The 22,433-nt window shown below is 45.6% G+C and carries 21 protein-coding genes and 1 pseudogene; 14 read left to right on the top strand and 8 right to left on the bottom strand.

Features of this window, described 5'->3' with window-relative positions; translation table 11 throughout:
* The first annotated feature begins 14 nt into the window (after positions 1-14).
* The 8 genes from LFX17_RS02845 (at position 15) to crcB (ending at position 8,150) form a co-directional block, all read left to right on the top strand.
* Positions 15-806 carry a TetR/AcrR family transcriptional regulator gene (locus LFX17_RS02845; protein WP_238728781.1) on the top strand — a complete coding sequence of 264 codons (792 nt, stop codon included), beginning with the start codon at positions 15-17 and terminating at the stop codon, positions 804-806.
* Positions 807-840: 34 nt separating this feature from the next.
* Positions 841-1,314 (top strand): DUF1801 domain-containing protein, encoded by a 474-nt coding sequence (locus tag LFX17_RS02840; RefSeq protein WP_238728780.1) that lies wholly within the window; start codon positions 841-843, stop codon positions 1,312-1,314.
* Between the two features lie 90 nt (positions 1,315-1,404).
* The gene (locus tag LFX17_RS02835; RefSeq protein WP_238744916.1) at positions 1,405-4,053 is read left to right on the top strand and encodes a valine--tRNA ligase; all 2,649 of its coding nucleotides are present in this window, start codon (positions 1,405-1,407) and stop codon (positions 4,051-4,053) included.
* Positions 4,043-5,323, top strand: coding sequence for a phosphoribosylamine--glycine ligase (purD, locus tag LFX17_RS02830; RefSeq protein ID WP_238744909.1), 1,281 nt, complete (start codon positions 4,043-4,045; stop codon positions 5,321-5,323). The genes LFX17_RS02835 and purD overlap by 11 nt, the downstream gene beginning before the upstream one ends.
* Before the next feature lie 4 nt (positions 5,324-5,327).
* A complete protein-coding gene (locus LFX17_RS02825; protein ID WP_238728777.1) occupies positions 5,328-6,173 on the top strand; it encodes a hypothetical protein in 846 nt (281 codons plus the stop codon).
* A gap of 54 nt (positions 6,174-6,227) precedes the next feature.
* On the top strand, positions 6,228-7,331 hold the full coding sequence (prfB, locus tag LFX17_RS02820) for a peptide chain release factor 2 (protein WP_118957858.1): 1,104 nt from the start codon (positions 6,228-6,230) through the stop codon (positions 7,329-7,331).
* A 34-nt stretch (positions 7,332-7,365) separates the two neighbouring features.
* Positions 7,366-7,770 (top strand): hypothetical protein, encoded by a 405-nt coding sequence (locus LFX17_RS02815; RefSeq protein WP_238744907.1) that lies wholly within the window; start codon positions 7,366-7,368, stop codon positions 7,768-7,770.
* Complete coding sequence (gene crcB / locus LFX17_RS02810) at positions 7,767-8,150, top strand: fluoride efflux transporter CrcB (protein WP_238728775.1); 384 nt, start codon at positions 7,767-7,769, stop codon at positions 8,148-8,150. The genes LFX17_RS02815 and crcB overlap by 4 nt, the downstream gene beginning before the upstream one ends.
* Before the next feature lie 190 nt (positions 8,151-8,340).
* Here crcB and LFX17_RS02805 read toward each other — a convergent pair whose 3' ends face one another.
* The gene (locus tag LFX17_RS02805) at positions 8,341-10,419 is read right to left on the bottom strand and encodes a cellulase family glycosylhydrolase (protein ID WP_238744905.1); all 2,079 of its coding nucleotides are present in this window, start codon (positions 10,417-10,419) and stop codon (positions 8,341-8,343) included.
* A gap of 350 nt (positions 10,420-10,769) precedes the next feature.
* Between LFX17_RS02805 and LFX17_RS02800 the strand changes: the two genes are divergently transcribed.
* Positions 10,770-11,369: a DUF2179 domain-containing protein gene (locus tag LFX17_RS02800; RefSeq protein WP_238728773.1), complete on the top strand. Its 600-nt coding sequence runs from the start codon at positions 10,770-10,772 to the stop codon at positions 11,367-11,369.
* Positions 11,370-11,388: 19 nt separating this feature from the next.
* On the opposite strand, the gene LFX17_RS02795 is transcribed toward LFX17_RS02800, so the two are convergent.
* Both LFX17_RS02795 and LFX17_RS02790 read right to left on the bottom strand, forming a co-directional pair.
* Complete coding sequence (locus LFX17_RS02795) at positions 11,389-11,919, bottom strand: SET domain-containing protein (RefSeq protein ID WP_238728772.1); 531 nt, start codon at positions 11,917-11,919, stop codon at positions 11,389-11,391.
* 164 nt (positions 11,920-12,083) lie between these two features.
* Complete coding sequence (locus LFX17_RS02790; protein WP_238728771.1) at positions 12,084-12,659, bottom strand: hypothetical protein; 576 nt, start codon at positions 12,657-12,659, stop codon at positions 12,084-12,086.
* Between the two features lie 197 nt (positions 12,660-12,856).
* Here LFX17_RS02790 and LFX17_RS02785 point away from each other — a divergent pair.
* Positions 12,857-13,705: pseudogene (locus LFX17_RS02785) on the top strand (class I SAM-dependent methyltransferase); the annotation flags it as partial.
* A 62-nt stretch (positions 13,706-13,767) separates the two neighbouring features.
* Here LFX17_RS02785 and LFX17_RS02780 read toward each other — a convergent pair.
* Positions 13,768-15,024 (bottom strand): NAD(P)-binding protein, encoded by a 1,257-nt coding sequence (locus LFX17_RS02780; protein ID WP_238744904.1) that lies wholly within the window; start codon positions 15,022-15,024, stop codon positions 13,768-13,770.
* Between the two features lie 170 nt (positions 15,025-15,194).
* Between LFX17_RS02780 and msrA the strand changes: the two genes are divergently transcribed.
* Positions 15,195-15,788 carry a peptide-methionine (S)-S-oxide reductase MsrA gene (gene msrA / locus LFX17_RS02775; RefSeq protein WP_238744902.1) on the top strand — a complete coding sequence of 198 codons (594 nt, stop codon included), beginning with the start codon at positions 15,195-15,197 and terminating at the stop codon, positions 15,786-15,788.
* An 84-nt stretch (positions 15,789-15,872) separates the two neighbouring features.
* Here msrA and LFX17_RS02770 read toward each other — a convergent pair whose 3' ends face one another.
* The gene (locus LFX17_RS02770; protein ID WP_238728768.1) at positions 15,873-16,616 is read right to left on the bottom strand and encodes a PAS domain-containing protein; all 744 of its coding nucleotides are present in this window, start codon (positions 16,614-16,616) and stop codon (positions 15,873-15,875) included.
* Positions 16,617-16,913: 297 nt separating this feature from the next.
* Between LFX17_RS02770 and LFX17_RS02765 the strand changes: the two genes are divergently transcribed.
* Together LFX17_RS02765 and LFX17_RS02760 are read left to right on the top strand one after the other, a co-directional pair.
* A complete protein-coding gene (locus LFX17_RS02765; protein ID WP_238728767.1) occupies positions 16,914-17,381 on the top strand; it encodes a GyrI-like domain-containing protein in 468 nt (155 codons plus the stop codon).
* 105 nt (positions 17,382-17,486) lie between these two features.
* Positions 17,487-18,113 carry a glutathione S-transferase family protein gene (locus LFX17_RS02760; protein ID WP_238744900.1) on the top strand — a complete coding sequence of 209 codons (627 nt, stop codon included), beginning with the start codon at positions 17,487-17,489 and terminating at the stop codon, positions 18,111-18,113.
* A gap of 97 nt (positions 18,114-18,210) precedes the next feature.
* Here LFX17_RS02760 and LFX17_RS02755 read toward each other — a convergent pair whose 3' ends face one another.
* The 3 genes from LFX17_RS02755 to LFX17_RS02745 are packed head-to-tail and all read right to left on the bottom strand — an operon-like array spanning position 18,211 to position 20,952.
* A complete protein-coding gene (locus LFX17_RS02755) occupies positions 18,211-20,439 on the bottom strand; it encodes a heavy metal translocating P-type ATPase (RefSeq protein WP_238744898.1) in 2,229 nt (742 codons plus the stop codon).
* On the bottom strand, positions 20,436-20,645 hold the full coding sequence (locus LFX17_RS02750; protein WP_238728764.1) for a heavy-metal-associated domain-containing protein: 210 nt from the start codon (positions 20,643-20,645) through the stop codon (positions 20,436-20,438). Before LFX17_RS02750 ends, LFX17_RS02755 begins: the two co-directional genes overlap by 4 nt.
* A gap of 19 nt (positions 20,646-20,664) precedes the next feature.
* A complete protein-coding gene (locus tag LFX17_RS02745) occupies positions 20,665-20,952 on the bottom strand; it encodes a metal-sensitive transcriptional regulator (RefSeq protein ID WP_118957873.1) in 288 nt (95 codons plus the stop codon).
* Positions 20,953-21,090: 138 nt separating this feature from the next.
* On the opposite strand from LFX17_RS02745, the gene LFX17_RS02740 reads away from it, so the two are divergent.
* Positions 21,091-22,161, top strand: a complete 1,071-nt coding sequence (locus tag LFX17_RS02740; protein ID WP_238744896.1) for a PA0069 family radical SAM protein — start codon at positions 21,091-21,093, stop codon at positions 22,159-22,161.
* Positions 22,162-22,433: the final 272 nt, after the last annotated feature.

Here is a 22,433-nt window from a genome sequence, read left to right as displayed (position 1 = left end):
GTCGGTTTTTAGCCATGAAAAAGTTCGCGCAAAACAAACAAAAGGGAAAGGAACGCAGGGACGACATCCTACAATGCGCGCGCGGCTTCTTCTTTACGAAAGGTTACGACAGCACCTCCGTTCACGACATCATCGACGAACTCGGAATCGCCAAAGGAACCTTTTATCATCATTTCAATTCCAAGGAAGAACTTCTCATGGAATTGATCAAATTCATGAGCGACGAACTTACTCAGCAGCTGCTCTCGGATGTGAACGGCCGAAAACCGAAAAACACATTAGATAAACTTAAAATTATTCACGAACTTCATTTCGATTGGGTAAACAAAAATCCGGAGATGGTATTCTTTTTTCTCAAAGCGATTTATTTGCCCGAAAACCAGACCCTCAAAGCGAAACTCGAAAAGGAAATTTTCAAACGGGACGTCGCATTCCTCAAGGACTTGATCGCGGAAGGACAAAAGGACGGTTCGTTTTCTACGACGATGCCCGCGGAATTCTTGGCGGAGACAATCGTCGCGATGGGAAACGTGCAGAACGAAAAATTCGCGTTCTACATGCTCGGGTTCAACGATATCGATCCCGATTCGATCTATGAGGACTCGAAAAATTCCCACTATCTTTTCTCATCCATTTTAGGAATCAAGAACCCATTCGAGTTTCCGTTTCCAAAAGAAGAATTGAGTTCCGCCGCTGAGAATCTCCGAAAGTTTTCCTTAGAATTTGAAAAACAAAATCAGAACAAAAATAACGCGAAATCGAATCCTCTCAAGTCCGCAAACCGTAAAGGAGGAAAGGCGAAATAGAATTTTTTGGAATTTTATTTTTGACCGAATCGATATGTATCTCTTTTCGTTTATACCCGTTCCCACGTTTATTATGTCCTCGGCGATTCTTCGTTATATCGACAATCTGCCTGAAATTCGCAGGGAAAGAATTCTCGCGATCCGTTCTTGGATCGTGGAAACGTTTCCCGAAATCTTCGAATCGATGCAAAATCATACGCCGACATACAGAGTCGACGACAATTGGATCTCGCTCGTTTCCGAAAAGAATTCCCTGTCGATCTATCTCTGCAAGTCGCAGGCTTTGACCGAACTCAGAAAGAAATTTCCATCCTTGATCGGCGGAAAAGCCCGTTTGAAGATACGCGATACGGATCCGTTTCCTTGGAAGGAAATACGCAGTTCGATCCGGTCCGTGTTAAAATATAAGCCGAAGTCGACGGATCGAAAGGGTGGAATTCTTAACAAAGGAAATTCTTCCTCTAAAAAAACCGCTTTGAGACAAAATACAAGATCGCCTAAAAAGTAAGCTCAAGGTCAATTTTTCCCTTCTCCAAGACGGATCAGTTTGAATCCTCTTGACCCCGGGAAAAAGCAGGAAAACCTGTTTTTAACGGCCATGAAAAAGCAAATAGGCGATCGCTACGAACCGAAAGAAGTAGAGAATAAATGGATTTCACTCTGGGAAGAGAAGAAATCTTTTGTACCGAATCCGAACTCGAAAGAATCTTTCTCGATAGTCATCCCTCCTCCCAACGTTACGGGATCTTTGCACATCGGACACGCACTCAATCATACCATTCAAGATATTCTCGTCCGTATCGAACGTAAAAAAGGAAAGTCCACTCTTTGGCTTCCCGGTATGGACCACGCGGGAATCGCGACGCAGATGGTCGTCGAACGGGAACTCGCAAAAGAAGGAAAGAAAAGAACCGATTTTACCAGAGAGGAATTCGTAAACAAGGTTTGGGAATGGAAGGCTCATTCCGGAGGAATGATCACCAACCAGCAAAAACTTTTGGGAGAATCCGTCGACTGGTCGAGAGAAAGATTTACGTTCGACGAAGGTCTTTCGAAAGCAGTATTCAAAGTTTTTAAATCCCTTTACGACGAAGGTTTGATCTATCGAGGAGAAAGAATCATCAACTGGTGCCCCGCTTCTCAAACCGCGATCTCGGATCTCGAAGTCGAGTTCAGGGAAACAAAAGGAAAACTCTATCATATCAAATATCCGATCCGCGGAAAAAAGGATCAGTTCTTAGTCGTAGCCACGACAAGACCCGAAACGATGTTCGGCGACGTCGCCGTCTGCGCGAATCCCGAAGATACACGTTATGCGTCATTGAAAAACGTGGTTTTGGATCTGCCCCTGACCGACAGACAAATTCCGTTGCTCTTCGATTCTTTCGTGGATAAGGAATTCGGTTCCGGTCTCGTTAAGATCACTCCGGCTCACGACGCGAACGACTTCGAAGCGGGGCAAAGGCTCGGACTCAAACCTCTCCTCGTGATGAACCCGGACGGAACGATGAACTCGAACGCGGGAGTTTACGAAGGTTTGGATCGTTTCGATGCGCGAAAGAAGGTTCTCGCGGATCTCGAAGCGAAAGGCCTTATCGAAAAAATAGAAGATCACGTTCACGCGGTAGGACACAATTCAAGAGGCGGCGCCGTGATCGAGCCGTATCTTTCCACGCAGTGGTTCGTAAAGATCAAACCTCTCGCGGATTTGGCGGTGCAGGCGGTTCAAACCGGACAAGTCGAGTTCGTTCCGAAAATGTGGGAAAAAACTTTTTTCGAATGGATGAACAACATTCGCGATTGGTGTATTTCTAGACAACTTTGGTGGGGACATAGAATCCCGGCGTATCATTGTAAAACTTGTAAACACGTGGAAGTCGCGGAAACTCCGGTGACCGTTTGTCCTTCCTGCGGTTCGAAGGAAGTGGAACCCGATCCGGACGTACTCGACACTTGGTTTTCTTCCCAGCTTTGGCCGTTCTCCACGATGGGTTGGCCCGAACAAACCGCAGACTTAAAAAAATACTACCCTACTTCCGTTCTTGTTACGGGCTTTGACATCATCTTCTTCTGGGTTTCCAGAATGATCATGATGGGAATGAAGTTCATGCAAGCTCCACCATTTCATAAAGTACTCATACACGGTTTGGTGCGGGATAAGGACGGAAAGAAATTCTCCAAATCGGTCGGGAACGTGATCGATCCTCTCGTGATGATGGAAAAATACGGAACGGATTCGTTTCGATTCTTTCTCGCGGCCACACTTCCGGAAGGAAAAGATATTCTTTTCGACGAATCACGGTTAGACGGGTATCGCTCTTTCTGCAATAAGATCTGGAATTCTTCCCGTTTCATCCTGATGAACCTGGAAGAATCCTTCGTGCCGACGGGAATCACGGCCGAAATCGAAAAGGATCTCGAACCGATGGATCAGTGGATTCTTTCCCGATTCAATCGTTGTCTCGAAGAATACAACAAAGCACATTCTAAATTTCATTTTTACGAAATGGCGGCGGCGATTTACGAATTCGTTTGGGGAGATTTCTGCGATTGGTATATCGAGCTCGTAAAACCGAGAGCGTATGGAAAAGTTTCCCCACGCTCCGCGGAAGTTGCGAAACAGGTTCTCGCGGACGTATTGACTCGTGCATTAGGACTTTTGCATCCTTTTATGCCTTTCTTAACGGAAGAAGTTCATTCGGTGTTCTCCGATCAATACATTACAACGACTCCTTTTCCGGAAGCGTATCCGATTTCTTCGGACGCACTCGGAGTTCAAAAACTCAATCTTCTTCAGGAGATGGTCACGAAAATCCGCGTTATGCGCTCCGAAAACGGCGTTGCACCGGATAAGAAGTGTAAGGCGATCGTAAAGTCCTCGGACGATCTCGCCCGTTCGGCGATCACCGAAAACGAAGTTTCACTTTTACAACTCGCGCGTCTTGAATCGATTCGAGTCGATGCGGGATATGAAATCCAGAAAACGGATTCTGTTTCGCATTTCACCAAGGGAGAAATCGTTCTTCCTTTGGAAGGTTTGATCGACGTCGCCAAAGAAAAAGCGCGTTTGGAAAAGGAACTTCAGAAATCCGAACTCGAAAAGGAAAAACTCGAAGCAAAACTTGCCAATCCGGGATTCCTTTCCAAGGCGGCTCCGGACGTGGTCGAAAAAGAAAGGGAAAAACTAAAGAACCTTATCGACAAAGTGGAAGTTCTGAAAAAGGGGATTCAAAATCTTGCAGGCTAAATTGAAAGTTCTCCTCATCGGTTCCGGAGGAAGAGAAAGCGCGATCGCGTTTCATCTCCGTAAATCTCCGTTGTTAAGCGAATTGAAGGTTTTTCCCGGAAACGGCGGTTTTCCCGATCAAGAAATTCTTCCTTCCGATTCGTTGAACGTGTTGAACAAGGAATCGGTTCAGTCTTTTTTAAAGCGAAACCACTTCGACTTCATCGTCGTCGGCCCCGAAGATCCTCTCGTAGCCGGATTTGCGGATTGGGCCGCGGAGCTTAAAATCCCCGTATTCGGACCCGATTCCTACTGCGCACAGGTGGAAGGCTCCAAGGACTTCGCAAAATCCCTGATGGTCGAAGCGAACGTTCCCACTGCGGAATACAAAACGTTTACCGAATATTCATCTTCTCTAAAATACCTGGAATCCAAATCGATTCCTATCGTTATCAAAGCCGACGGTCTCGCTGCCGGGAAAGGCGTTACGGTCGCAACCACCGAAAAAATGGCGAAAGAAGCTCTCAAAGAAATTTTCGAGGATAAAAAATTCGGAACGAGCGGCAATCAAGTCGTCATCGAAGAATTCATGGACGGACAAGAAGCTTCCATCTTTGCCGTTTCCGACGGAGATTCGTATTTTCTTTTACCCGCGGCACAGGATCACAAACGCGCTTTCGACGGAGATCAGGGGCCTAATACCGGAGGAATGGGCGCGTATTGTCCCGCTCCCGTCGTAACGGAAAGTATATTACAAAAAGTGAAAGAACGAGTATTCGATCGCATGTTTGAAACGTTCCGTAAGAAGGGCCATCCGTATCGAGGACTTCTTTATGCGGGTTTGATGATCTCTTCGGACGGAGAACCGAGAGTCGTCGAGTTTAACTGCAGATTCGGAGATCCCGAAACCCAATGCGTACTCGCGATGCTCGACGGAGATCTATTAGAACTTCTTTATACAGCCTCCACTGGAAAAATCAAAGGCGTTCAAGCGGCGGTTAAAAAAGGCGCCGCGGCTGTCGTAGTCCTTGCAGCGCAAGGATATCCCGATTCTTATGAAAAATATATTCCGCTGAACCTTCCGGAAACATCCGGTCAAAACGTTTATCTTTTTCACGCGGGAACTCTAAAAAAAGATGGAAAAGTTTTTTCATCCGGGGGGAGAATTCTCGGAGTCGTAGCTCAAGGCGCCGATCTAAAGAGTTCGGTGGCCGAAGCTTATTCCTTCCTGGAAAAAATCCAGGCTCCCAAAACGTTTTATAGAAAAGACATCGGACACAGAGCCCTTTAAACCTATGCCATTTTTGATTTCAGGAAACTTAGATCTCGTGGAGAGATATAGCCTCAAGAAAATGGAAAAATTTCTTGGGATCATTCTTTCTCCCGTTCAATTTCCGGTTGAACAATACAATCTGTTAAGACACGCGCTGCATAGAAATCTCGATCCGGATACGTTGATCCGAAAGATGAATCGTCAGGAACTTCTTTCCTTTATCTACATTCTCACTCAATTCGGAGACGTCGTACAGAACGAAACTCCGGTCGAGTATCTAAACGTGGAAAAAATCCCTCTCGTATTGGAATGGCAAAAGGGACAATATATGATCCCGTACGAGGTTCTGGACCATCTTTCAACTTCTCGAATATTCAAAAATCAGAATTATCTCTTCGCACTCATCCCCTCGCTTCCCGCAAAGGAAAAAAAAGCCTGGATCGAATGGATCGGTTCCGGTTACGGAAAAACGTTTCCGAGAGAGATCAATCACGAACTGTATTTTCAATGCCGACATCTTCAGAAACCGTTTCAGGGAAAATCGCTTCTTAGGGAAGAAATGATTCAATTGAATCAACTCTGGCCCGTCGGAAAAAATGAGATCGTGGATTGGTTTCACAAAGGCATCACGCCGTTTTATTCCGCGATGAAAGAACTTTCCAGATCGGAAAAAGATCCGTTCCTTCTTCATATTTTGGACCTGATCCGCTCGGGCAAATTGATCCTAAAAAAGAATCCGGAAGAATTCAGAAAGAAGGAAGAATACGTCTTAGTAGCAACCGTGGAAGGAAACACACCCCAACTCAGGGACACCGTTTTTTCCTGGGAACAAGAAAGGGAAAAAAAGGAAGACTTTCTTTTTCAATAACTCCGTTCATCCCAAGGATAACCGGAAATCATCAAATCGATCGAAGCAAAGCATATGGAAGTAAAATCGGCAAAAGAACTCAAACGAGTTTCCAAAGAATTACAAGAGAACTTTATCAACCGCTGGAAACTCTTGAATCTGGAACAGGACAAAGATCGCCTAAAGGCTCTCAGCGAAAAGGCGGAAGACCCGGATCTTTGGAACAATCCGGAAGAAGCGAGAATCGTAAGTCAGAAAAAGAACGAACTCGAAAAAAAACTCACTCCTTGGTTCACCATTCAGCAAGATATATTAGATTTTCCTGATTTAGTGGATTTAACGTTAGACGAAAAAGGGGAAAACGGAGTGGGAGAACTCTCCACGGAATACAATCGCCTTCAGGAAAAATTCGCCGAACTCGAATTACTGGGAGCTCTGAAAAATCCCGAAGATATAAAACCGGCCTTCTTGAACATTCATCCCGGTGCGGGCGGGACGGAAAGCCAAGACTGGGCGGAAATGCTTCTTCGGATGTATATGCGTTATTTCGAAAAAAAAGGATATCAATATTCTCTTATAGACATTCAAGCGGGCGACGGCGCGGGAATCAAGAATGCCACCTTACACGTGATAGGCGATTTTGCGTTCGGCTTTCTCAAGGGAGAAAACGGGGTTCATCGTCTCGTGCGGATCTCTCCGTTTGACGCCAACAAAAGAAGACATACTTCCTTCGTTTCCGTTCACGTAAGTCCGGAAATCGACGACGACATCGACATCAAGATCGAGGAGAAGGACATCCGCGTCGACGTATATCGTTCTTCCGGAGCCGGTGGTCAGCACGTCAACACGACCGACTCCGCGGTTCGGATCACTCACATTCCGAGCGGAATCGTAGTCGCGTGTCAGAACGAAAGATCTCAGATCAAAAACAGAGACACGGCGTTTAAAATGTTAAAGGCGAGACTCTACGAGATGGAACAGGAAAAAGCGAAGGAAGAATTGGAAAAGAAGTCGGGCGAAAAAAAAGACATCGCCTGGGGTTCTCAGATTCGAAGCTACGTTTTCCATCCGTACAATCTCGTAAAGGATCATAGAACCGATCACGAAACAGGAAACGTGGCCGCGGTGATGGACGGGGATATAGAGCCTTTCATTCTTGCTTACTTGAAAACGCTTTAAGTTTTCTGAATATTTTTTCCGAGAGAATCAAAAGATGTCCGACGTTTCCGGTAAAATCAAATACGGTTGTTTATGGGGAATGCTGATTCCCTTTTTCACTTTTTTTGCCGCACTCAGTGGAACGATTCTCTTTCTGAAGGACGATTACGGAAACGCGCATACGTTTGCCGATTGGACTCTTCTTGCGGGAAAACACGTTCTCCTTTTTGCGGGATTTCTCATCAGCGTCGTATTAGCCTTGTTAGTCGGGATTTGGTTCGGGATTAAGGATTCGAAACCCGTCGAAACGTTGCGAATTTTCTGGCCCGTTCTCGTCATTCTTCTCTATTGGATCGCTCCGAATTTGGCACCGGGACCCGTGGATGATTCGATCGTGACGCTCGGAGTCGGGCTGTATCAGATCTACCGTTATTTTAAGGAACGGAACAAGAATTTATGAGTCTTGAAAGAACCTTACTCTGGATCGGAATCGGCGGCGCACTCGGAAGCGTTTTTCGTTATTGCCTTCAATATTGGTTCGGAACGGTTCTCGGTTTTATGCTTCCTTGGGGAACTTTAACCGCAAACCTTTTCGGTTCGTTTATCATCGGAGTCGTTTATGCGGTTTTTGATCGTTTCCCCGCATTCGATCCCCAGTGGAAATTCTTTCTTGCTTCCGGTCTGTGCGGAGGGTTTACCACGTTTTCGACTTTCTCCTATGAAACGTTGCAGATGTTTCGAACGGAGAACTATATGCTACTTATTGCATATAGTTTGGTGAGCGTTTTCGGTGGAATCGGGCTGGCTCTGTTCGGGGCTTGGGTCGGAAAAAGTTTTTGAGTCGTTCGTCGTCGGAGTTCCTACAAAGCGTGAGATAAAATTTTTCGTTGCGGAAAATGTTTTTCCGTGATAGGGAGATTTTCGTAAGATTTCCCGCCGCCTCTCCCCACCACCCAAAAACAGGGCGGGGCTCGATGTTTTACGGAAAAAGCGTAGGAACTACGATAAAATCACCCTACAACATTCTCCCCTACTGCGCAGGATAACCCCCGTACGTCATCTTTCCGATTAAATAAACCGGACTCTTTTTCTCGTTCAAAATTCTTCGGTTCAAATCCGCTTGCAGTAACGCCAACCACTCATCCGTATAAGAAACTCCGTTTCCATCCACAATCAAAACGTAATGGATCGTTTCCTCATTTTCACCCGCTTCCAAATCGTCCCAGGAAACCAAAAGGGAACCGGAACCGGTCATTCTATCCGGATCGGGAATAAGAATCGATTCGTTAAATCCGTTCGCAATCGATGCGGACAAAGTTTTGTTGTAAATTCCGGAATCGGAAATCAAAACCAGATTCTGCGCCGAAAAATGCGGAGGAATAAAAATCTCCGTGGGCGCTTCTGAACTTCTTCCTTTCCAAATCAGAATCGCAAATCTTCGATCGGAAAAATACGTGGTTCCGTTTATCTTCGGTCGAATTCCTCCCCAGGCATACGGATTGTTCCAAGAATCCGCACCGAGTGTATTATAATAAAAACTTAAAATTCTTCCCTGTGACCTTCTCGGATAACTCCTTTGAATCGCACGATAATCCACATTCCAGGTCGTTCCGTAATTTCCGATCACCGAAAAATTCTCGTCGTTCCAAGCGTCCTTTTTCGTGATCAGCTTGGAGGTGTTCCCGTTCATATATTCGAAATGATTGTCGTAATAATAATCCCAGTGCCATTGTGTTCCGGAAACCAAAAGGGAATAAAAGTCCGCATAACGAGTCTTAGTCGACTGTCCCACATCCGAAATTTCCATCGCCTGATACACGGCGGAAATCATTCTAGGAGTGTCTTTCGCGCCGACTCCGTTCAACCACATCCCGAACTCGCTCAAAAACACGGGAATTTTCAAAAATCTCGTTTCGGTTCGGATCTCGTCCAAATATTTAAAATACGTCGCGTTGTCGATTCCGGTCAGATCCGTTCCCATTCTTCCCGCGTCGTAAAAATGGGAATTAAACACAAAACCCGGCCCGGGCAAAGTAGTAAGATGGCCTCCGCCCGTGGGAGGAACGATCGCGCTTCCTACATTCGTATTCCAGAATACAACAGGTTCCGCATATACGAATTTGGATTCCCATCCGTTCGCGTTCAATTCCTGACGAATTCTTCCGTAAAAAGGCCATAACTTCCGATTGTCCCATTGTGCCGGTGAAAGTCCTTCCATTCCTCCGTCCACGGGTTCGTTGAACGGATCGATTCCCAGAATGAAATCGAATTCTTCGGTAGTTAAGCGTTCTTGAATGTATTTTGCGGCCTTTCCCAATTGCCAAACGAATTCGGTCTGCATTCTTCTGGTTCCTGCGGAAGTGTTAAACGAAGCGTCGTTCCAAAAATTCCGAAATCCTTTTCGGACCGCCTCGTTGGTAAGGTTGTTCTGACTCCAATTCGCGCAAACGATTCCGCAATATTCGTTCGGATATGTCCCCGCAGGGGTTACCCACTTCGGCGCTCCGTTTCCCGTATACCACGAGTTTTTGTTGAATAGATTTCGGGAGAATAGATCCTGATGATAATCGACAAGAACATACATCTTCAACGCGATCGCCTTCTTCATTTGATCGATTACGGCGTCGAGATACGCATAATCGATCGTATCGACGGCCGTATGAACTCCTTCCCAAGCGATCGTAAAACGAATCATATTCGATCCCGTAGTTTTTCCCAATCGTGCAAACGCAATCTCCGCGTCCGATTCGTTTTGGAAGGGTTTAAATCCGTGCTGAACGAGTTTCGTATTTCCGGAAATATTAAATCCCCGAAAGTTCGCCTCTCTTCCTAAAGAATCGACAAAGATCGGATCGGTTTTCGCCGAATACGTCTTTTCTCCGATGGAAATCCTTCTCGATTCGGGAAGATTTCGATATTCCAAAGAATGAAAAACGTTCGACGTTCCTTCTCCGGATAAAAACGTTTTTGTTTTGTTTTCCGAATCGGAACTAACGTCGATCTTCGTGTTTAACAAAGAAAGAAGCGAATTTTCCTTCGAATCGGAAGGAGAACAATTTTGATAAGCGAAGAAACAAATCGTTACAAGGATCGACGCGGTTCTTTTCATAGGGAGGGATTCTCAACGTTTCTTTTGAAAAAGAAACCGGAAATCCGTTTTAACGATTAAAAAGCGAAACGTTAAACGAAATCAAGATTCCATTTTTTTAATTCCGTTTCCTCTTTTTAAGAAATTTATAAGTCGTTTATCAGATGTGTAGGTTACGGATTTTTTCGGCGCAACGCGCGTAGATCGGTCATTCTTAAAAATCCCCGAACGAGATTTGATTTCGTTTCTGCCGTATTTGATTCCTTTCCGTCTATAAAAAGGATTCGTTGGACTCCTGCAAAACGAATCGTTCATTCCAAACGGATCAATTCTCCTCGACGAGTTTGCTTCTTTCGGCAATGCTAGTTCGTATGGAACTGAGTTTTCCTTCTCCCGGAAATCCTATCTTCGATTACGTTCTTCTTCCCTGTTTTATTTTTTGCGCCCGAGTGACGGACGTTTCGATCGGAACGATCCGGGTCATTCTTCTTACACGCGAAAAGAAAGCGATCGCTGCTTCTCTAGGATTTTTGGAAGTTCTACTTTGGGTGATCGTGATCACGCAGGTCATCAAGAATTTAAACAACGTCCTTTGTTATCTTGCGTACGCCGGCGGCTTCGCGACCGGAACGTTTATCGGAATGATTCTCGAAGAAAAGTTGGCGATCGGTTATTCTCTCTTAAGAATCATTTCCCCCGAACACGGTGAGGAAATCGCGGACAAACTTTCCAAAGCGGGTTACGGAGTGACGACCATGAACGGCCAAGGAAGCAGAGGCCCGGTTAAGATCGTTTTTACGGTTTTAAAAAGAAAGAAGATTCGTCAGGCGATGAGAATCGTACAGACCGTCGAGCCGGACGTGTTCTATTCCATAGAAAACGCCCGGAGCACCAGTTCCGCATTCGCCGAAGATTCTCCAGGACTTCTGCGGAGAGGAATCCTGGAAAGAATCTTAAAGGTTAGAAAGTGATTTTCGTTTTTAGGTCGTTCTATACTGGGATTTTTACGTAGAGTTTTTTGATTTCTTTTTGGATGAATTTCGGGAAGTTCATCTGATATTCGTTGATCAGAAGTTTCCAATCGTCTTTCCGGATGGATTTTCTGCAGTTCGTCGATCCGCAGCCGCATTCGAAGGTTTGATCGAAGTTTACGATAAAGTTCGCATAATCGATCGTAAGCTCTTCCCCGGCCTGAATCTCTCTCTTGGCGACGATGTTGTCGTCCTGATCGTACCACATGTTCGGATCGCAGGAATGATTCATGAAGTTGGAATGGTTGATCACGTACTGATCGCTGGTAGGGCCGGTGACCAGACCGAAGTCCACGTCGTAACCGTATTTCATGAAGATTTCCTTTTCCGAATCGGGAAGAGACTCGGCTTCTTCAACCGTCAGAACTTTCCATCCGAACTCTTCGTCTTCGATCCACTCGCTGTAGCTGAACAGCAAGGTTCCTTTGGGGATGTTCTTCGTTGCGAAGGTTCCGTTCTCCCCGAATTTGTTGATTCGTTTCTCGATCATGCAGAAGATCCCTGCGTTTATTGCCAATGGCAAAATTTTTATCTATCAAGAATGGTATAAAAAAAACTTCAATTAAAATACTGAATTCGAGTAATATTTAATGCGAGTCCCCTCGAACATAAGACGAGGGAAGAAGAACCATTCTAAAAACGTAAATTATTTTCTTAACGTCCGCCTTCGAGAAGTCCACCGGGAATCCAAGACTCCGCTGACAACTCCCCTTCTTCAGCCTGAGGCAAGTCCTTCCGTAAAATTTTAAAGCCTCTTCCTTCCATCCCGACGACCAAGGACGACTTGTGAAAGAGCCAGTTCCGATTTCCCGAACGTTCTATGCTTGCCTGCGCCTTCCCTGTCTCTAAAAAACAAACGGCCGAGAAATTTCTTTCAATCTTTCTCTGAAGAATTTCCACTTGTTCTTCGAAGTCGTTTCCGTTCTTGTCCTTGCCGATCGATCCGAAGTCGACAAAGACCGGAAGAATTTTTTCTCCCTTGGGAATTCTATCCGAAAGCAGAAAGTCCGCGGCCTTCAGAAGGGACTCCGCGTGAAAAAAAACGGGAACGGAGGATCGGGATTTTTGTCTGGACGAAATTTTTGCGAGAACGTGCAGCTTTTCCAAATTGATCGAAGCTTCCGGAAATACTAGAACCGGAGTAACTTGCTTGCGATCGAGTTTGATTTTCCAGCGAAGCAATAAATTGCTTTTGGTTTGATTCGGATCTAAGAGCGTGATGACGAACATGTTTCCCGATAATTCTACAGGATATATCGGACAAACTTAATGTATGTTTAGATATTATTTAATGCGACTTGAAAAATCGAAACCTTCTTCGAGCGCCGGAACGGTTGTTTACACACAATCGAATCTTCGTAGAACGCCTCGAATCGCCGATTCTTGTAAGAATTTTAATAGTCCCGTTTTAAGGAGAATTTTCTAAGGTGAGTTTTTTTTCCCGAAAAAAAATCGAAGAAGCGCCCGACACTCTTACGCATCTGTATCTGAATCCGGAAAATTCTTCCTGGGCCAACTTCGGTTATTGGAGGGACACGGACGATTATCCCGCCGCTTGCAAAACGTTAGCCGTTCTGCTCGGACAAAAGGCCGAACTCGGAACGGGACTTAAGGTTTTGGATCTCGGCTTCGGTTGCGGGGACCAGTTCTTCGTTTGGAAGGAAGAATTCTCCGTTGCGTTCGAAGATCTGACCGGGGTCAACGCTTCTTCGGTTCAAACCGAATTTGCAAAAAATCTGTTGGACCGACGCGGGTTTTCTCCGTCCGATCCTCGACCGACTCTCATCCTGTCCCCGATCGAAACGGCTCTTCCTTCTTTTGCGGATCGGAGCTTCGATCGGATTCTTTGTTTGGACAGCGCGGTTTTTTTTTCCGATCGAATCGCGTTTTGTAAGGAAGCGTTTCGAATTCTCAAGCCGGGAGGACGATTGGTCTCGGCCGAATTGATCCTGAACGAATCGCCTTTGAACCTTTTGGATTCTTGGTTTCGAAGCGCGGTCTGTACGTTAAGTTCCATCCCGAAACGGAATCGGGTCACAACTGATTCCCTTTCTCAAATCTTGCGCGACGCCGGGTTCGAGTTTGAGGACGGCTTTGCGTTTTTAGAGAAGGATGTCTTTGAAGGATTCTCCCGTTTTTTAAAACGTGTGACCGCCAAACCGCAGACATCCATTCCGGAAAGAATCGCGGACAACTATGCGAGATTCGCGGACTTTCTAGGAAGTGAAAGAATGAGAAGATATTTCCGCTTCGTTCTTTATGCCGCGGTCAAACCCGACTCAAACGATCCGCATCGTATGGATTCAAAGTCCGATCGAAAGAGCATCCCGAAACGAAGTTAAGACCGCATCGAATTCTCAACCCAGCGTCTTACGTCCAAAGAAGTCGAAACCCCCGCTTCCAAAAGGGGAATTCCGTATCTCGCGTAAGAACCGCAGAACCAAATCTTGCGACCGGGTTGTTCCTGAAGGGACTTGAGTTCGTCGATGGTCTTTTGGTTTTTGAGATCGATCACCGGTCTTTCAAAACGGGAACGGGAAATGAGCGTTCCTTGTTTCGGCTCTTCCAAAGGATTCCAAGTCTGAAAAATCTCCTCGTTTCCGATTTCGGGAAGAACCTTATTGAGACGAATCGTCGCCGAAGGTTTGTCGGTTTCGGGAGAAAGAGTAAAACAGAGCGGAGCCCAGTGTCTTTTTTTGTTGGGCATAAACGAAGGATCGGTGTGCATCAAAATTTCCGATTCTTCGTATCGAAAGGAGGAAAGAAGTTCTTTCTCCTTCGTCATTTCGTCCGGTAAAAGAGGAATCGCCTGATTGGCCGGGGTCGCGATCACGACCCGATCGAATTCTTCCTTTCCGCCGTCAAAGGAAACAAAAACTTTTTTACCGTTGAGTTCGAGTCTTTTCGGATTGGATTTGAGACGGATCTCTTTTGCGCCCACCGAAAGCCGTTCGGTGATGTCCCTGGTTCCGTGGCTCGCGGTTAAAAATCGGAGAAACTTCAATCCTTTTGCGTGATAACGGATCACCGCTTCGGCCGGGTAATTTTTCGCGCTTTTGAGAGTGCAAGTGTTGATCGTCGCAAACATAGGAATCAGATATTTGTCCTCGAATTCTTTCGAATATCCGAAACGTTGCAGAAAACCGGAGATCGTAAGTTGTTCTCCCTTTAAGGATTCCCATTGAGTCGCGGATTCTCCGTAAAATCGGATCGTATCCGAAAAGATTCTTCTGGATTCCCCGCTTTTAAAACAAACGGGAGAAACGAACGGATAAAAATTTCCGCCGAGTCCGAACGTGGCGAATTGAAAGTACGTAGTTCCGTCCCGTTCGCTCAGAGAAAAGGAATAATCCACGGGTCTGAATTCGATTCCCGCTTCGTTGTACATCTCGATGAGGCAGGGATAATAGTTTTGTTTGAATGCGCGGAAAGGAACGTCGAAACGGAAGATTCTATCTTTTAACGCAACGTCCGTTCCGTGCGCATCCATTCCGGGAAGAGCGTGGCGCTCGATCAAAACGACTTCGTGTTCCTTACTCAAATACCAGCAAGCGCTGAGCCCCGCGATTCCGCTTCCTAAGATTGCGATTTTCATATTCTATTCTTAGAATTAGATCTTCGAAAAGAAAACATAGGAATTTTTTTCTTTCGCAATGAAAAACAGAAAAATCGGTTTTTCGATCGAGTCGTTCACTGAAAAAGGGTTCCTTATTCTTCGTGTAACCGTTTCGTAAAAGTTTCGAACTTTCTTTTAAAGAGGTTTATGTGTTTTACTCTAAAGTATTGATTTCCCTCGGAATTCTTTTCTTTTTTTATCCGCTCTGGTCCGCGCCCAAAACGGAGAAGGCTACGTTCGCAGGAGGTTGTTTTTGGTGTATGGAAGGTCCGTTCGAATCTTTGAACGGAGTGATTTCCGTTACGTCCGGTTATTCGGGCGGTAAAGAGGTCAATCCGACCTACGAGGACGTCGGCTACGGAAGAACGGGTCATCGAGAAAGCGTTCAGATAGAATTCGATCCTTCTAAGATTCGTTACGCGGAATTGCTGAAGGTCTTCTGGAAACAGATCAATCCTACGGATAACGGAGGACAATTTGCGGATCGAGGCAATCAATATCGAACCGGAATTTTTTATCACAGCGAGGCTCAAAAGAAAGCAGCGGAAGAATCCAAACAAGAGATCGCAAAGTCCGGAAAATTCAAAGGGCCGATCGTGGTCGAAATTCTTCCCTTCACCGCGTTCTATGCAGCCGAAGGATATCATCAGAATTACTACAAAACCAATCCCGATCACTACAAAGCGTATCGAAAAGGTTCCGGAAGAGAGGCGTATCTGGAAAACGTCTGGGGAAAAAATTAAACCGAAGTCATACGGAGGAATCGGAATCGTTTTTGCGACGACTCCGATTCTTTTATTTCGCGAATCGAAACCAATCGATGTCGCTTAACAAAGTCGGATTAGAAACATCGTCAGTCTTTGCAGCTTGTCCCTGCCCTGACCGGGTTCCGCCAAATCCTTTTCGATCGTTTTACGATAAATCGCCTTTAAATGGTTCTTTAGAGTTCCTGAATGTACTCCCAATTCCCGGACCAGACTTTCACGAGTTTGACCTGCGACCAAAAGATCGCAGATCTTCGCTTCCTGATACGTAAGTCCGTATTCCTTTTGAAGTTTCGGAAACAAGGATTCCCGGACCTTTCCGATTTCCGTAGAAGCGGAGAATCCGGCTGTTTCGTGTTTCTGAACGGAAGTCCCGAACGCCTGCTCCGTATTCGCGGAATCGGACGCCTTTTCGGACGGAACGTCGACTCTGCATAAGAAATTCGAAATATTCCCTTCTTCGTCGCGGAGAGGAGTGATTCTTTCCTTCCAGGAAATCGTTTCACCGAATCCATTTCGGTTTAAAAAATATCCTTCGTATTCTTTTCCCGCAAGAATGGTCTTCCACAGTTGTTCGTAAAATTCCCGTCCGTGCGCGCCCGACTGAAAGAAGCCCGGATTCTTTCCGATCAAGTCGGTTTGTTTATATCCGGAAATATTCTCAAACACCGGATTTATGTATTCGATCCTACCGTCGCGGTCCGTGATAAAGATCGCGTGAGGATCTTGGTAAAAGTAAGAAGTCAAAATGGACGAAAGATTCGTATTCCCCGATCCGTACCCACTTTGATTATCTGAAACGCACATAGACTTCCTCCTATCCCGTTGGAGATATAAGATTCTTTTGAACAAGAATCTCCATAAACTTACCTAAGTACTCCATAGAAGGATCGATTCGTCAAATCGAAGCGGCGTCGAAAAGCCTTTGGAAAGATTGATAAAAATCAGGAAATCGGATTAGTTAGGTAATGGACGCTGCTCGCGAACGATCGATATTCGCCCAAATCCGATTCAAAAAGTCGAGAGAATTGGATTGCCTCTTGTTGAACGTGTTTCGTATCGTATTTTTCGATCCGTTAGACTTCGTTTAATAAAGAGGAAATCATGAAACAAATCCCGATGCCGAAAAAGAATCTCGTCGGAGTCCGCACGAGAACAAAAAACGCGGACGAATTCGGACCGAACGGAAAAATCGGACCGCTCTGGGGAAAATTCTTTCAGGAAGTTTTTCCGAAACTCGGCGATCCGGGAGATTCCATCTACGCTGTGTATTGGGATTATGAAAGCGACGAGAACGGAGAATACTCCTACTTTATCGGAGTTCCGGCCGCTTCCAACGATACGAACGGTTTTGAAACCGTTTCCCTTCCCGAAGGAACGTATCTCGAATTGACCACCGAAAAAGGAAAAAGCCCGGATATCGTCGTTCAACTCTGGCAACAAGTTTGGTCCGATTCCGAAATCAAAAACAGAAGAGCCTTTGCAACGGATTACGAAATTTATCCGATCAACTTTGCGGAAACTCCCGAAACACAGGTTCGTCTTTACCTTTCGGACAAACAAAAAAACTGAGCGAAAACCGCGACGCGCGGGCAAACATCAAAGGAAGAACGAATTTGATCCGATCCGCCGAGAATTTCAATTTTCAAGATCGGATCGCAGATCGAATCTGGTTGTATGGCGGATCTTCAACTAGTTATCGGCGATAAAAAATTCTCATCCTGGTCCCTGCGTCCTTGGATTCTATTAAAAGAAAAGAATATTCCTTTTACTGAAATTTCACTGACCCTGAACACGCCCGAGTTTTACGAAAAGATCAAATTCTATTCGGAAGCCGGAAAGGTTCCCGTTTTAATCCACGGCGACATCAAAGTATGGGACACGTTCAGCATCGTCGAATATCTCGCCGAGACTTTTCCGGAAAAAAATCTTTGGCCCAAAGACAAAGAGGCAAGAGCCGTTGCACGTTCCGTCGTCGCGGAAATGCATTCTGGTTTTACGGATCTTAGAAAGAATCTGTCCATGAACCTCGTTGAAAAACTTCACGGAAGGACCTTCCCCGAAGAAGCGTGGAAAGATATTCGAAGAATCGAATTCATCTGGAAAGAATGTCTGAACAACTCCAAAGGGCCTTTCCTTTTCGGAAAAGAATTCACAATTGCGGACGCTTTTTATGCGCCTGTAGTGGGAAGATTTCTGACCTACGGAATCGAACTCGGACCGGAGGCGACCGCTTACATCTCCAAGATCAGCAATTTATATTCTTATAAGGAATGGTTGGATGGAGCTCTGAAAAAAAGTTAAACACGATCGGGCGGAAAAAACATTTAAATTTTAGAATTCTTGAATGTTCTAATTTGCGGAAGAACGAAAGCTCTCCGTTCCTCCGCAAATCGAATTCTCACTTTCGTTGCAAACGTAAAGCGTTCAAAACCACCGAAACCGAACTAAGAGCCATGGCGCCTCCCGCAATCCAAGGAGCGAGAAACCCCGCAGCCGCGATCGGAATTCCGAGCGCGTTGTAAAACAAGGCCCAGAAAAGATTCTGGCGGATGTTATACACCGTTTTTTTACTCATTGCAAACGCGTTTGCGATCGAAATCAGATCCCCGTTCATAATCACGACATCAGACGATTCCATTGCGACGTCCGTTCCGGTTCCCATCGCGATTCCTAGATCGGAAACCGCCAACGCTGGAGCGTCGTTGATCCCGTCTCCGACCATCGCGGTGACCTTTCCGGAGTTCATGAGTTTTTTTACCTCGTTCGATTTTCCTTCCGGAAGAATTTCGGCTAACACGTGTTCAATGCCACAAGCCTTCGCGACCGCATGCGCCGTTCTTTCGTTGTCTCCTGTGATCATATACAAATCCATTCCGAGCGATTTCAGCCTTTCGATCGCGATCGGAGTCGATTCTTTGATCGTATCCGCCAAAGAAAGAACTGCGGAGTGAATCCCGTTCACGCTTAAATGAACGACGGTGTTTCCTTCTTCTTCCCGAAGTCGTTTCAAATTCAGAAGAATCTCGCTGAGAGCTATGTTTCTTTCCTTGAAAAGACGATCGGTTCCGATCAGAATCTTTTTCCCGTCGACCACGGCCGAAACTCCGCCGCCCGGAACGGTTTCGAAACTCTCCGGAATCGAAAGGCTCAAACCTTTCGATTTGGCAAAATCCACAATCGCTTTAGAAAGAGGATGTTCCGAATTCTGTTCTGCGGAAGCGGCAAGAATGAGAAGAGAATCCGTATCCTTCGGATTCAAACTTTCCAAACCTTTCAAAACCGGTTTTCCGTTCGTCAAAGTACCGGTTTTATCGAAAACGATCGTATCCACTTTATGAGCGATTTCTAATGCTTCAGCGGTTCTAAAAAGAATTCCGAGAGTGGCCGCCTTTCCCGAACCCGCAAGAATCGAAACCGGAGTCGCCAAACCCAAAGCACAAGGACACGCGATAACGAGAACCGCGATCGCCTTTTCCAAAGCCCCGGAGAAATTTCCGGGTTCCAGCCAGAAATACCAGAGAAGCAAAGTAATCGCCGAAAGAAGGATCACGATCGGAACGAAAATTCCGGAAATCCGATCCGCGATTCTTTGAATCGGCGCACGCGAACCTTGCGCTTCTTGAACTACCCGAATGATTCCCGAAAGCAATGTGTCCTTGCCTACTTTCGAAGCTCTTAATTTTAAAATTCCGTTTTGATTGAGAGAACCTCCGAACAAAGAACTTCCGATGGTTTTTTCGACGGGTATACTTTCACCGGTTAACATCGATTCGTCGACGGAAGAGTTTCCTTCCTCCACGGTTCCGTCCACGGGAATCGTTTCTCCCGCCTTCACCAACAGAAGATCTCCGGGGCGGACGGCGAGAAGAGGAATTTCCTGAATCTCCTCCTCTCGAATGATGTTCGCAGTCTTCGGCTGCAAGCCGACCAAAGATTGAATCGCTCTCGAGGATTTTCCTCTCGCAATATGTTCCAAAAATTTTCCGAAAAGAATCAGTGTGATCAATACGGCGGACGTTTCGTAATACAGAGGAACGTCTCCGTGATGATGCGCACCCAAGGAAACGAAGGTCTGATAAACGCTGTAAAAATACGCCGCCGAAGTTCCCAAAGCGACGAGGACGTCCATGTTCGCTCCGCCGTTTTTCAAAGCGCGAAAACCTCCGCGATAAAAAGCGGCTCCGATCCAAAACTGAACCGGAGTCGCGAGCGCAAACTGAAGCCAAGGATTCATTAGAAAAGATAAATATTCAGAAATTGAATTATTCCCGAAATGGCCGATCATGCTCGCAAGGAGCGGAAGGGAAAAAAGCGTCGAAAGAACGAGACGTAGTTTTAATTTTTTGAATTCCTTTTCGTGCGCCTTTTCCGATTCTCCATGAATTTCCAGATCCTTATGAACGAGCGCTCTGTAACCGAGCGAATCGACCTTATCCAGAAGAACCTCTTCCGTAACCGAAGAATCGAATTCCACTTTGGCGGTTTCCATCGCAAAGTTGACCCGTGCGTCCTTAACCCCCGGAACTTTTTTCAGTCCTTTTTCGATCCGAAGCGCGCAGTTCGCGCAGGTCATACCGATCAGATCTAACGTGATTCCTTCCTCGACCGTTTGTTGCGGAGCGTTCATTTGACTTCACCCGGGGTATACCCTTCTTCCAAAATCGCGGCTTTGACTTTCGCCAATTCCTCTTCCGTTCCCTCTCCCTGATAAACGACTTCCTTGTTTTCCAAGTTTGCCTTTCCCGTTAATCCGACATCCTTAAGGGCCCCCTCGACGGTCTTTAAACAGTGCGAGCATGTCATTCCTTCTACCGTAAGTTTGATTTCTTTCATGATTCTATCTCCTAAAACTTTATTTAAGAATGCGGTCGACGGTGGTCATAAACTCGTCGAGTATCTTGGAATCGTTCTCCTTAAATCTTTCCACGACGCAGGTTTGAATGTGGCTTTTCAGAAGGGTTTTTGCCACTCCGTCCAAAGCGGATTTCGTGGACGATAATTGATTGAGAACGTCGTCGCAATATTCTTCCCTTTCGATCATACCTTGAATTCCTCGGATTTGACCCTCTATCTTCTTTAAACGGAGAAGCAGATTCTCCGTAACTTTCGGATCGGAATGCAGCTTGTGTTTTGGTTTCATACCCTACCCCCCTATACTATAGACGTTTTAATAAACGAAATCCTTCAAAAAAATCGGTTTCGAAGAAAATTTTAACTTATTTTTTGTTTACTATTCATATAAATAGCATGCCTTCTGAATCGAGGAATAGTACGAACAATGGAACAATCCAAAATCAATCGAGGAACCGTTTCTAAAATCCCCGGACGTTTCGAATCTACAACACGCGAGGTAGACCTCGAATTTCAAGACGAGGAAATGTCTCCGCGTACGATCCTTTTGGAAGAACGAGCCAAAACGATCGTTTCCGAAAACGACTGCCCGGATTTGGGATTTACACGATCGATCAATCCATACCGCGGATGCGAACACGGCTGCATCTATTGTTACGCAAGACCCAATCACGCATACGTGGATCTTTCACCGGGAATCGATTTCGAAACGAAGATCTTCGTAAAAAAGAACGCTCCCGAACTTTTACGAAAATATCTTTCCAAACAAAAAGACCAGATTCACACGATCCAGCTCGCGGGCGTAACCGACATCTATCAACCTGCGGAACGAAAATTGGAAATCACGCGCGAGCTTCTCAAAGTGTTTCTTGAATTCAAACAACCCGTAGCGATGATCACCAAATCCTTTCTAATAACCCGAGACATCGACCTTTTGGAAAAACTCGCTTTCAACAATTTAGCAAAAGTATATATCAGCGTAACGACGCTCGATCAAGAACTTTGGAAGAGAATGGAGCCGCGTACCGCCAATCCGGAGAGAAGATTGGAAGCGCTTCGAAAACTTTCCGAAGCGGGAATTCCCGCGGGAACGATGGCGGCACCCATGATTCCCGGGCTAAACGATATCGAACTGGAACGGATTTTAGAAGCCGCAAAACAAGCGGGGGCAAGATCGGCGGGAATGGTATTTCTTCGTCTACCTTATGAGGTTGCGCCGTTGTTCATGGATTGGTTAGAAAAAAATTATCCGCTCAAAAAGGACAAGGTGGAACATTTAATTCGACAAGCAAGAGGAGGAAAACTCTACGATTCCGATTATTCCGTCCGCATGACCGGAGAGGGAAATTACGCGGAAATGCTTTGGAAACGATTCTTTGCGGCGCGAAAACGCCTCGATTTACTGAACGATATGCCTTTGAATAAAACCCTTTTTAAAATTCCGGACATCTATCGAATTCGCTTAACAAAAGGAGAAAACTTAATTCCGGGTCTATAAGGTAACTGCAATTCCCGTCCCTACGCCTTCGATCGCGATTTATCCGTAAAATTACCGAGTCGAAAAGAGAACAGAGCGCATCCTAATCCACTTCGCTTAACAATTTTTTTAATACGAATATAACTAACATCGTTTTCTTAAGAACAATGTCGTCTGACGTAAGACAAACACATCGAAGGGAAAGATTTTTTATTCTATCCGTTATTTAAAAAAGATTCCACTTGGGCTTGACTAAACTTACCGAAGTTTTGAACAATGCTGCGGAACTCCTT

The sequence above is a fragment of the Leptospira sanjuanensis genome (assembly GCF_022267375.1).
GTDB lineage: Bacteria > Spirochaetota > Leptospiria > Leptospirales > Leptospiraceae > Leptospira > Leptospira sanjuanensis.
The sequence above is the reverse complement of the archived record's forward strand: the minus strand, read 5'-3'. Positions and strand labels throughout refer to the sequence as shown.

Coding starts and splice junctions, on each gene's coding strand:
- LFX17_RS02795 (WP_238728772.1), bottom strand. CDS start 11,919: ATGATCGAGAAACGAATCAACAAATTCGGGGAGAACGGAACCTTCGCA.
- LFX17_RS02750 (WP_238728764.1), bottom strand. CDS start 20,645: ATGAAAGAAATCAAACTTACGGTAGAAGGAATGACATGCTCGCACTGT.
- LFX17_RS02760 (WP_238744900.1), top strand. CDS start 17,487: ATGGCGGATCTTCAACTAGTTATCGGCGATAAAAAATTCTCATCCTGG.
- crcB (WP_238728775.1), top strand. CDS start 7,767: ATGAGTCTTGAAAGAACCTTACTCTGGATCGGAATCGGCGGCGCACTC.
- LFX17_RS02815 (WP_238744907.1), top strand. CDS start 7,366: ATGTCCGACGTTTCCGGTAAAATCAAATACGGTTGTTTATGGGGAATG.
- LFX17_RS02740 (WP_238744896.1), top strand. CDS start 21,091: ATGGAACAATCCAAAATCAATCGAGGAACCGTTTCTAAAATCCCCGGA.
- LFX17_RS02840 (WP_238728780.1), top strand. CDS start 841: ATGTATCTCTTTTCGTTTATACCCGTTCCCACGTTTATTATGTCCTCG.
- LFX17_RS02800 (WP_238728773.1), top strand. CDS start 10,770: ATGGAACTGAGTTTTCCTTCTCCCGGAAATCCTATCTTCGATTACGTT.
- LFX17_RS02765 (WP_238728767.1), top strand. CDS start 16,914: ATGAAACAAATCCCGATGCCGAAAAAGAATCTCGTCGGAGTCCGCACG.
- LFX17_RS02755 (WP_238744898.1), bottom strand. CDS start 20,439: ATGAACGCTCCGCAACAAACGGTCGAGGAAGGAATCACGTTAGATCTG.
- LFX17_RS02805 (WP_238744905.1), bottom strand. CDS start 10,419: ATGAAAAGAACCGCGTCGATCCTTGTAACGATTTGTTTCTTCGCTTAT.
- LFX17_RS02745 (WP_118957873.1), bottom strand. CDS start 20,952: ATGAAACCAAAACACAAGCTGCATTCCGATCCGAAAGTTACGGAGAAT.
- LFX17_RS02825 (WP_238728777.1), top strand. CDS start 5,328: ATGCCATTTTTGATTTCAGGAAACTTAGATCTCGTGGAGAGATATAGC.
- LFX17_RS02845 (WP_238728781.1), top strand. CDS start 15: ATGAAAAAGTTCGCGCAAAACAAACAAAAGGGAAAGGAACGCAGGGAC.
- LFX17_RS02780 (WP_238744904.1), bottom strand. CDS start 15,024: ATGAAAATCGCAATCTTAGGAAGCGGAATCGCGGGGCTCAGCGCTTGC.
- LFX17_RS02770 (WP_238728768.1), bottom strand. CDS start 16,616: ATGTGCGTTTCAGATAATCAAAGTGGGTACGGATCGGGGAATACGAAT.
- LFX17_RS02790 (WP_238728771.1), bottom strand. CDS start 12,659: ATGTTCGTCATCACGCTCTTAGATCCGAATCAAACCAAAAGCAATTTA.
- prfB (WP_118957858.1), top strand. CDS start 6,228: ATGGAAGTAAAATCGGCAAAAGAACTCAAACGAGTTTCCAAAGAATTA.
- LFX17_RS02835 (WP_238744916.1), top strand. CDS start 1,405: ATGAAAAAGCAAATAGGCGATCGCTACGAACCGAAAGAAGTAGAGAAT.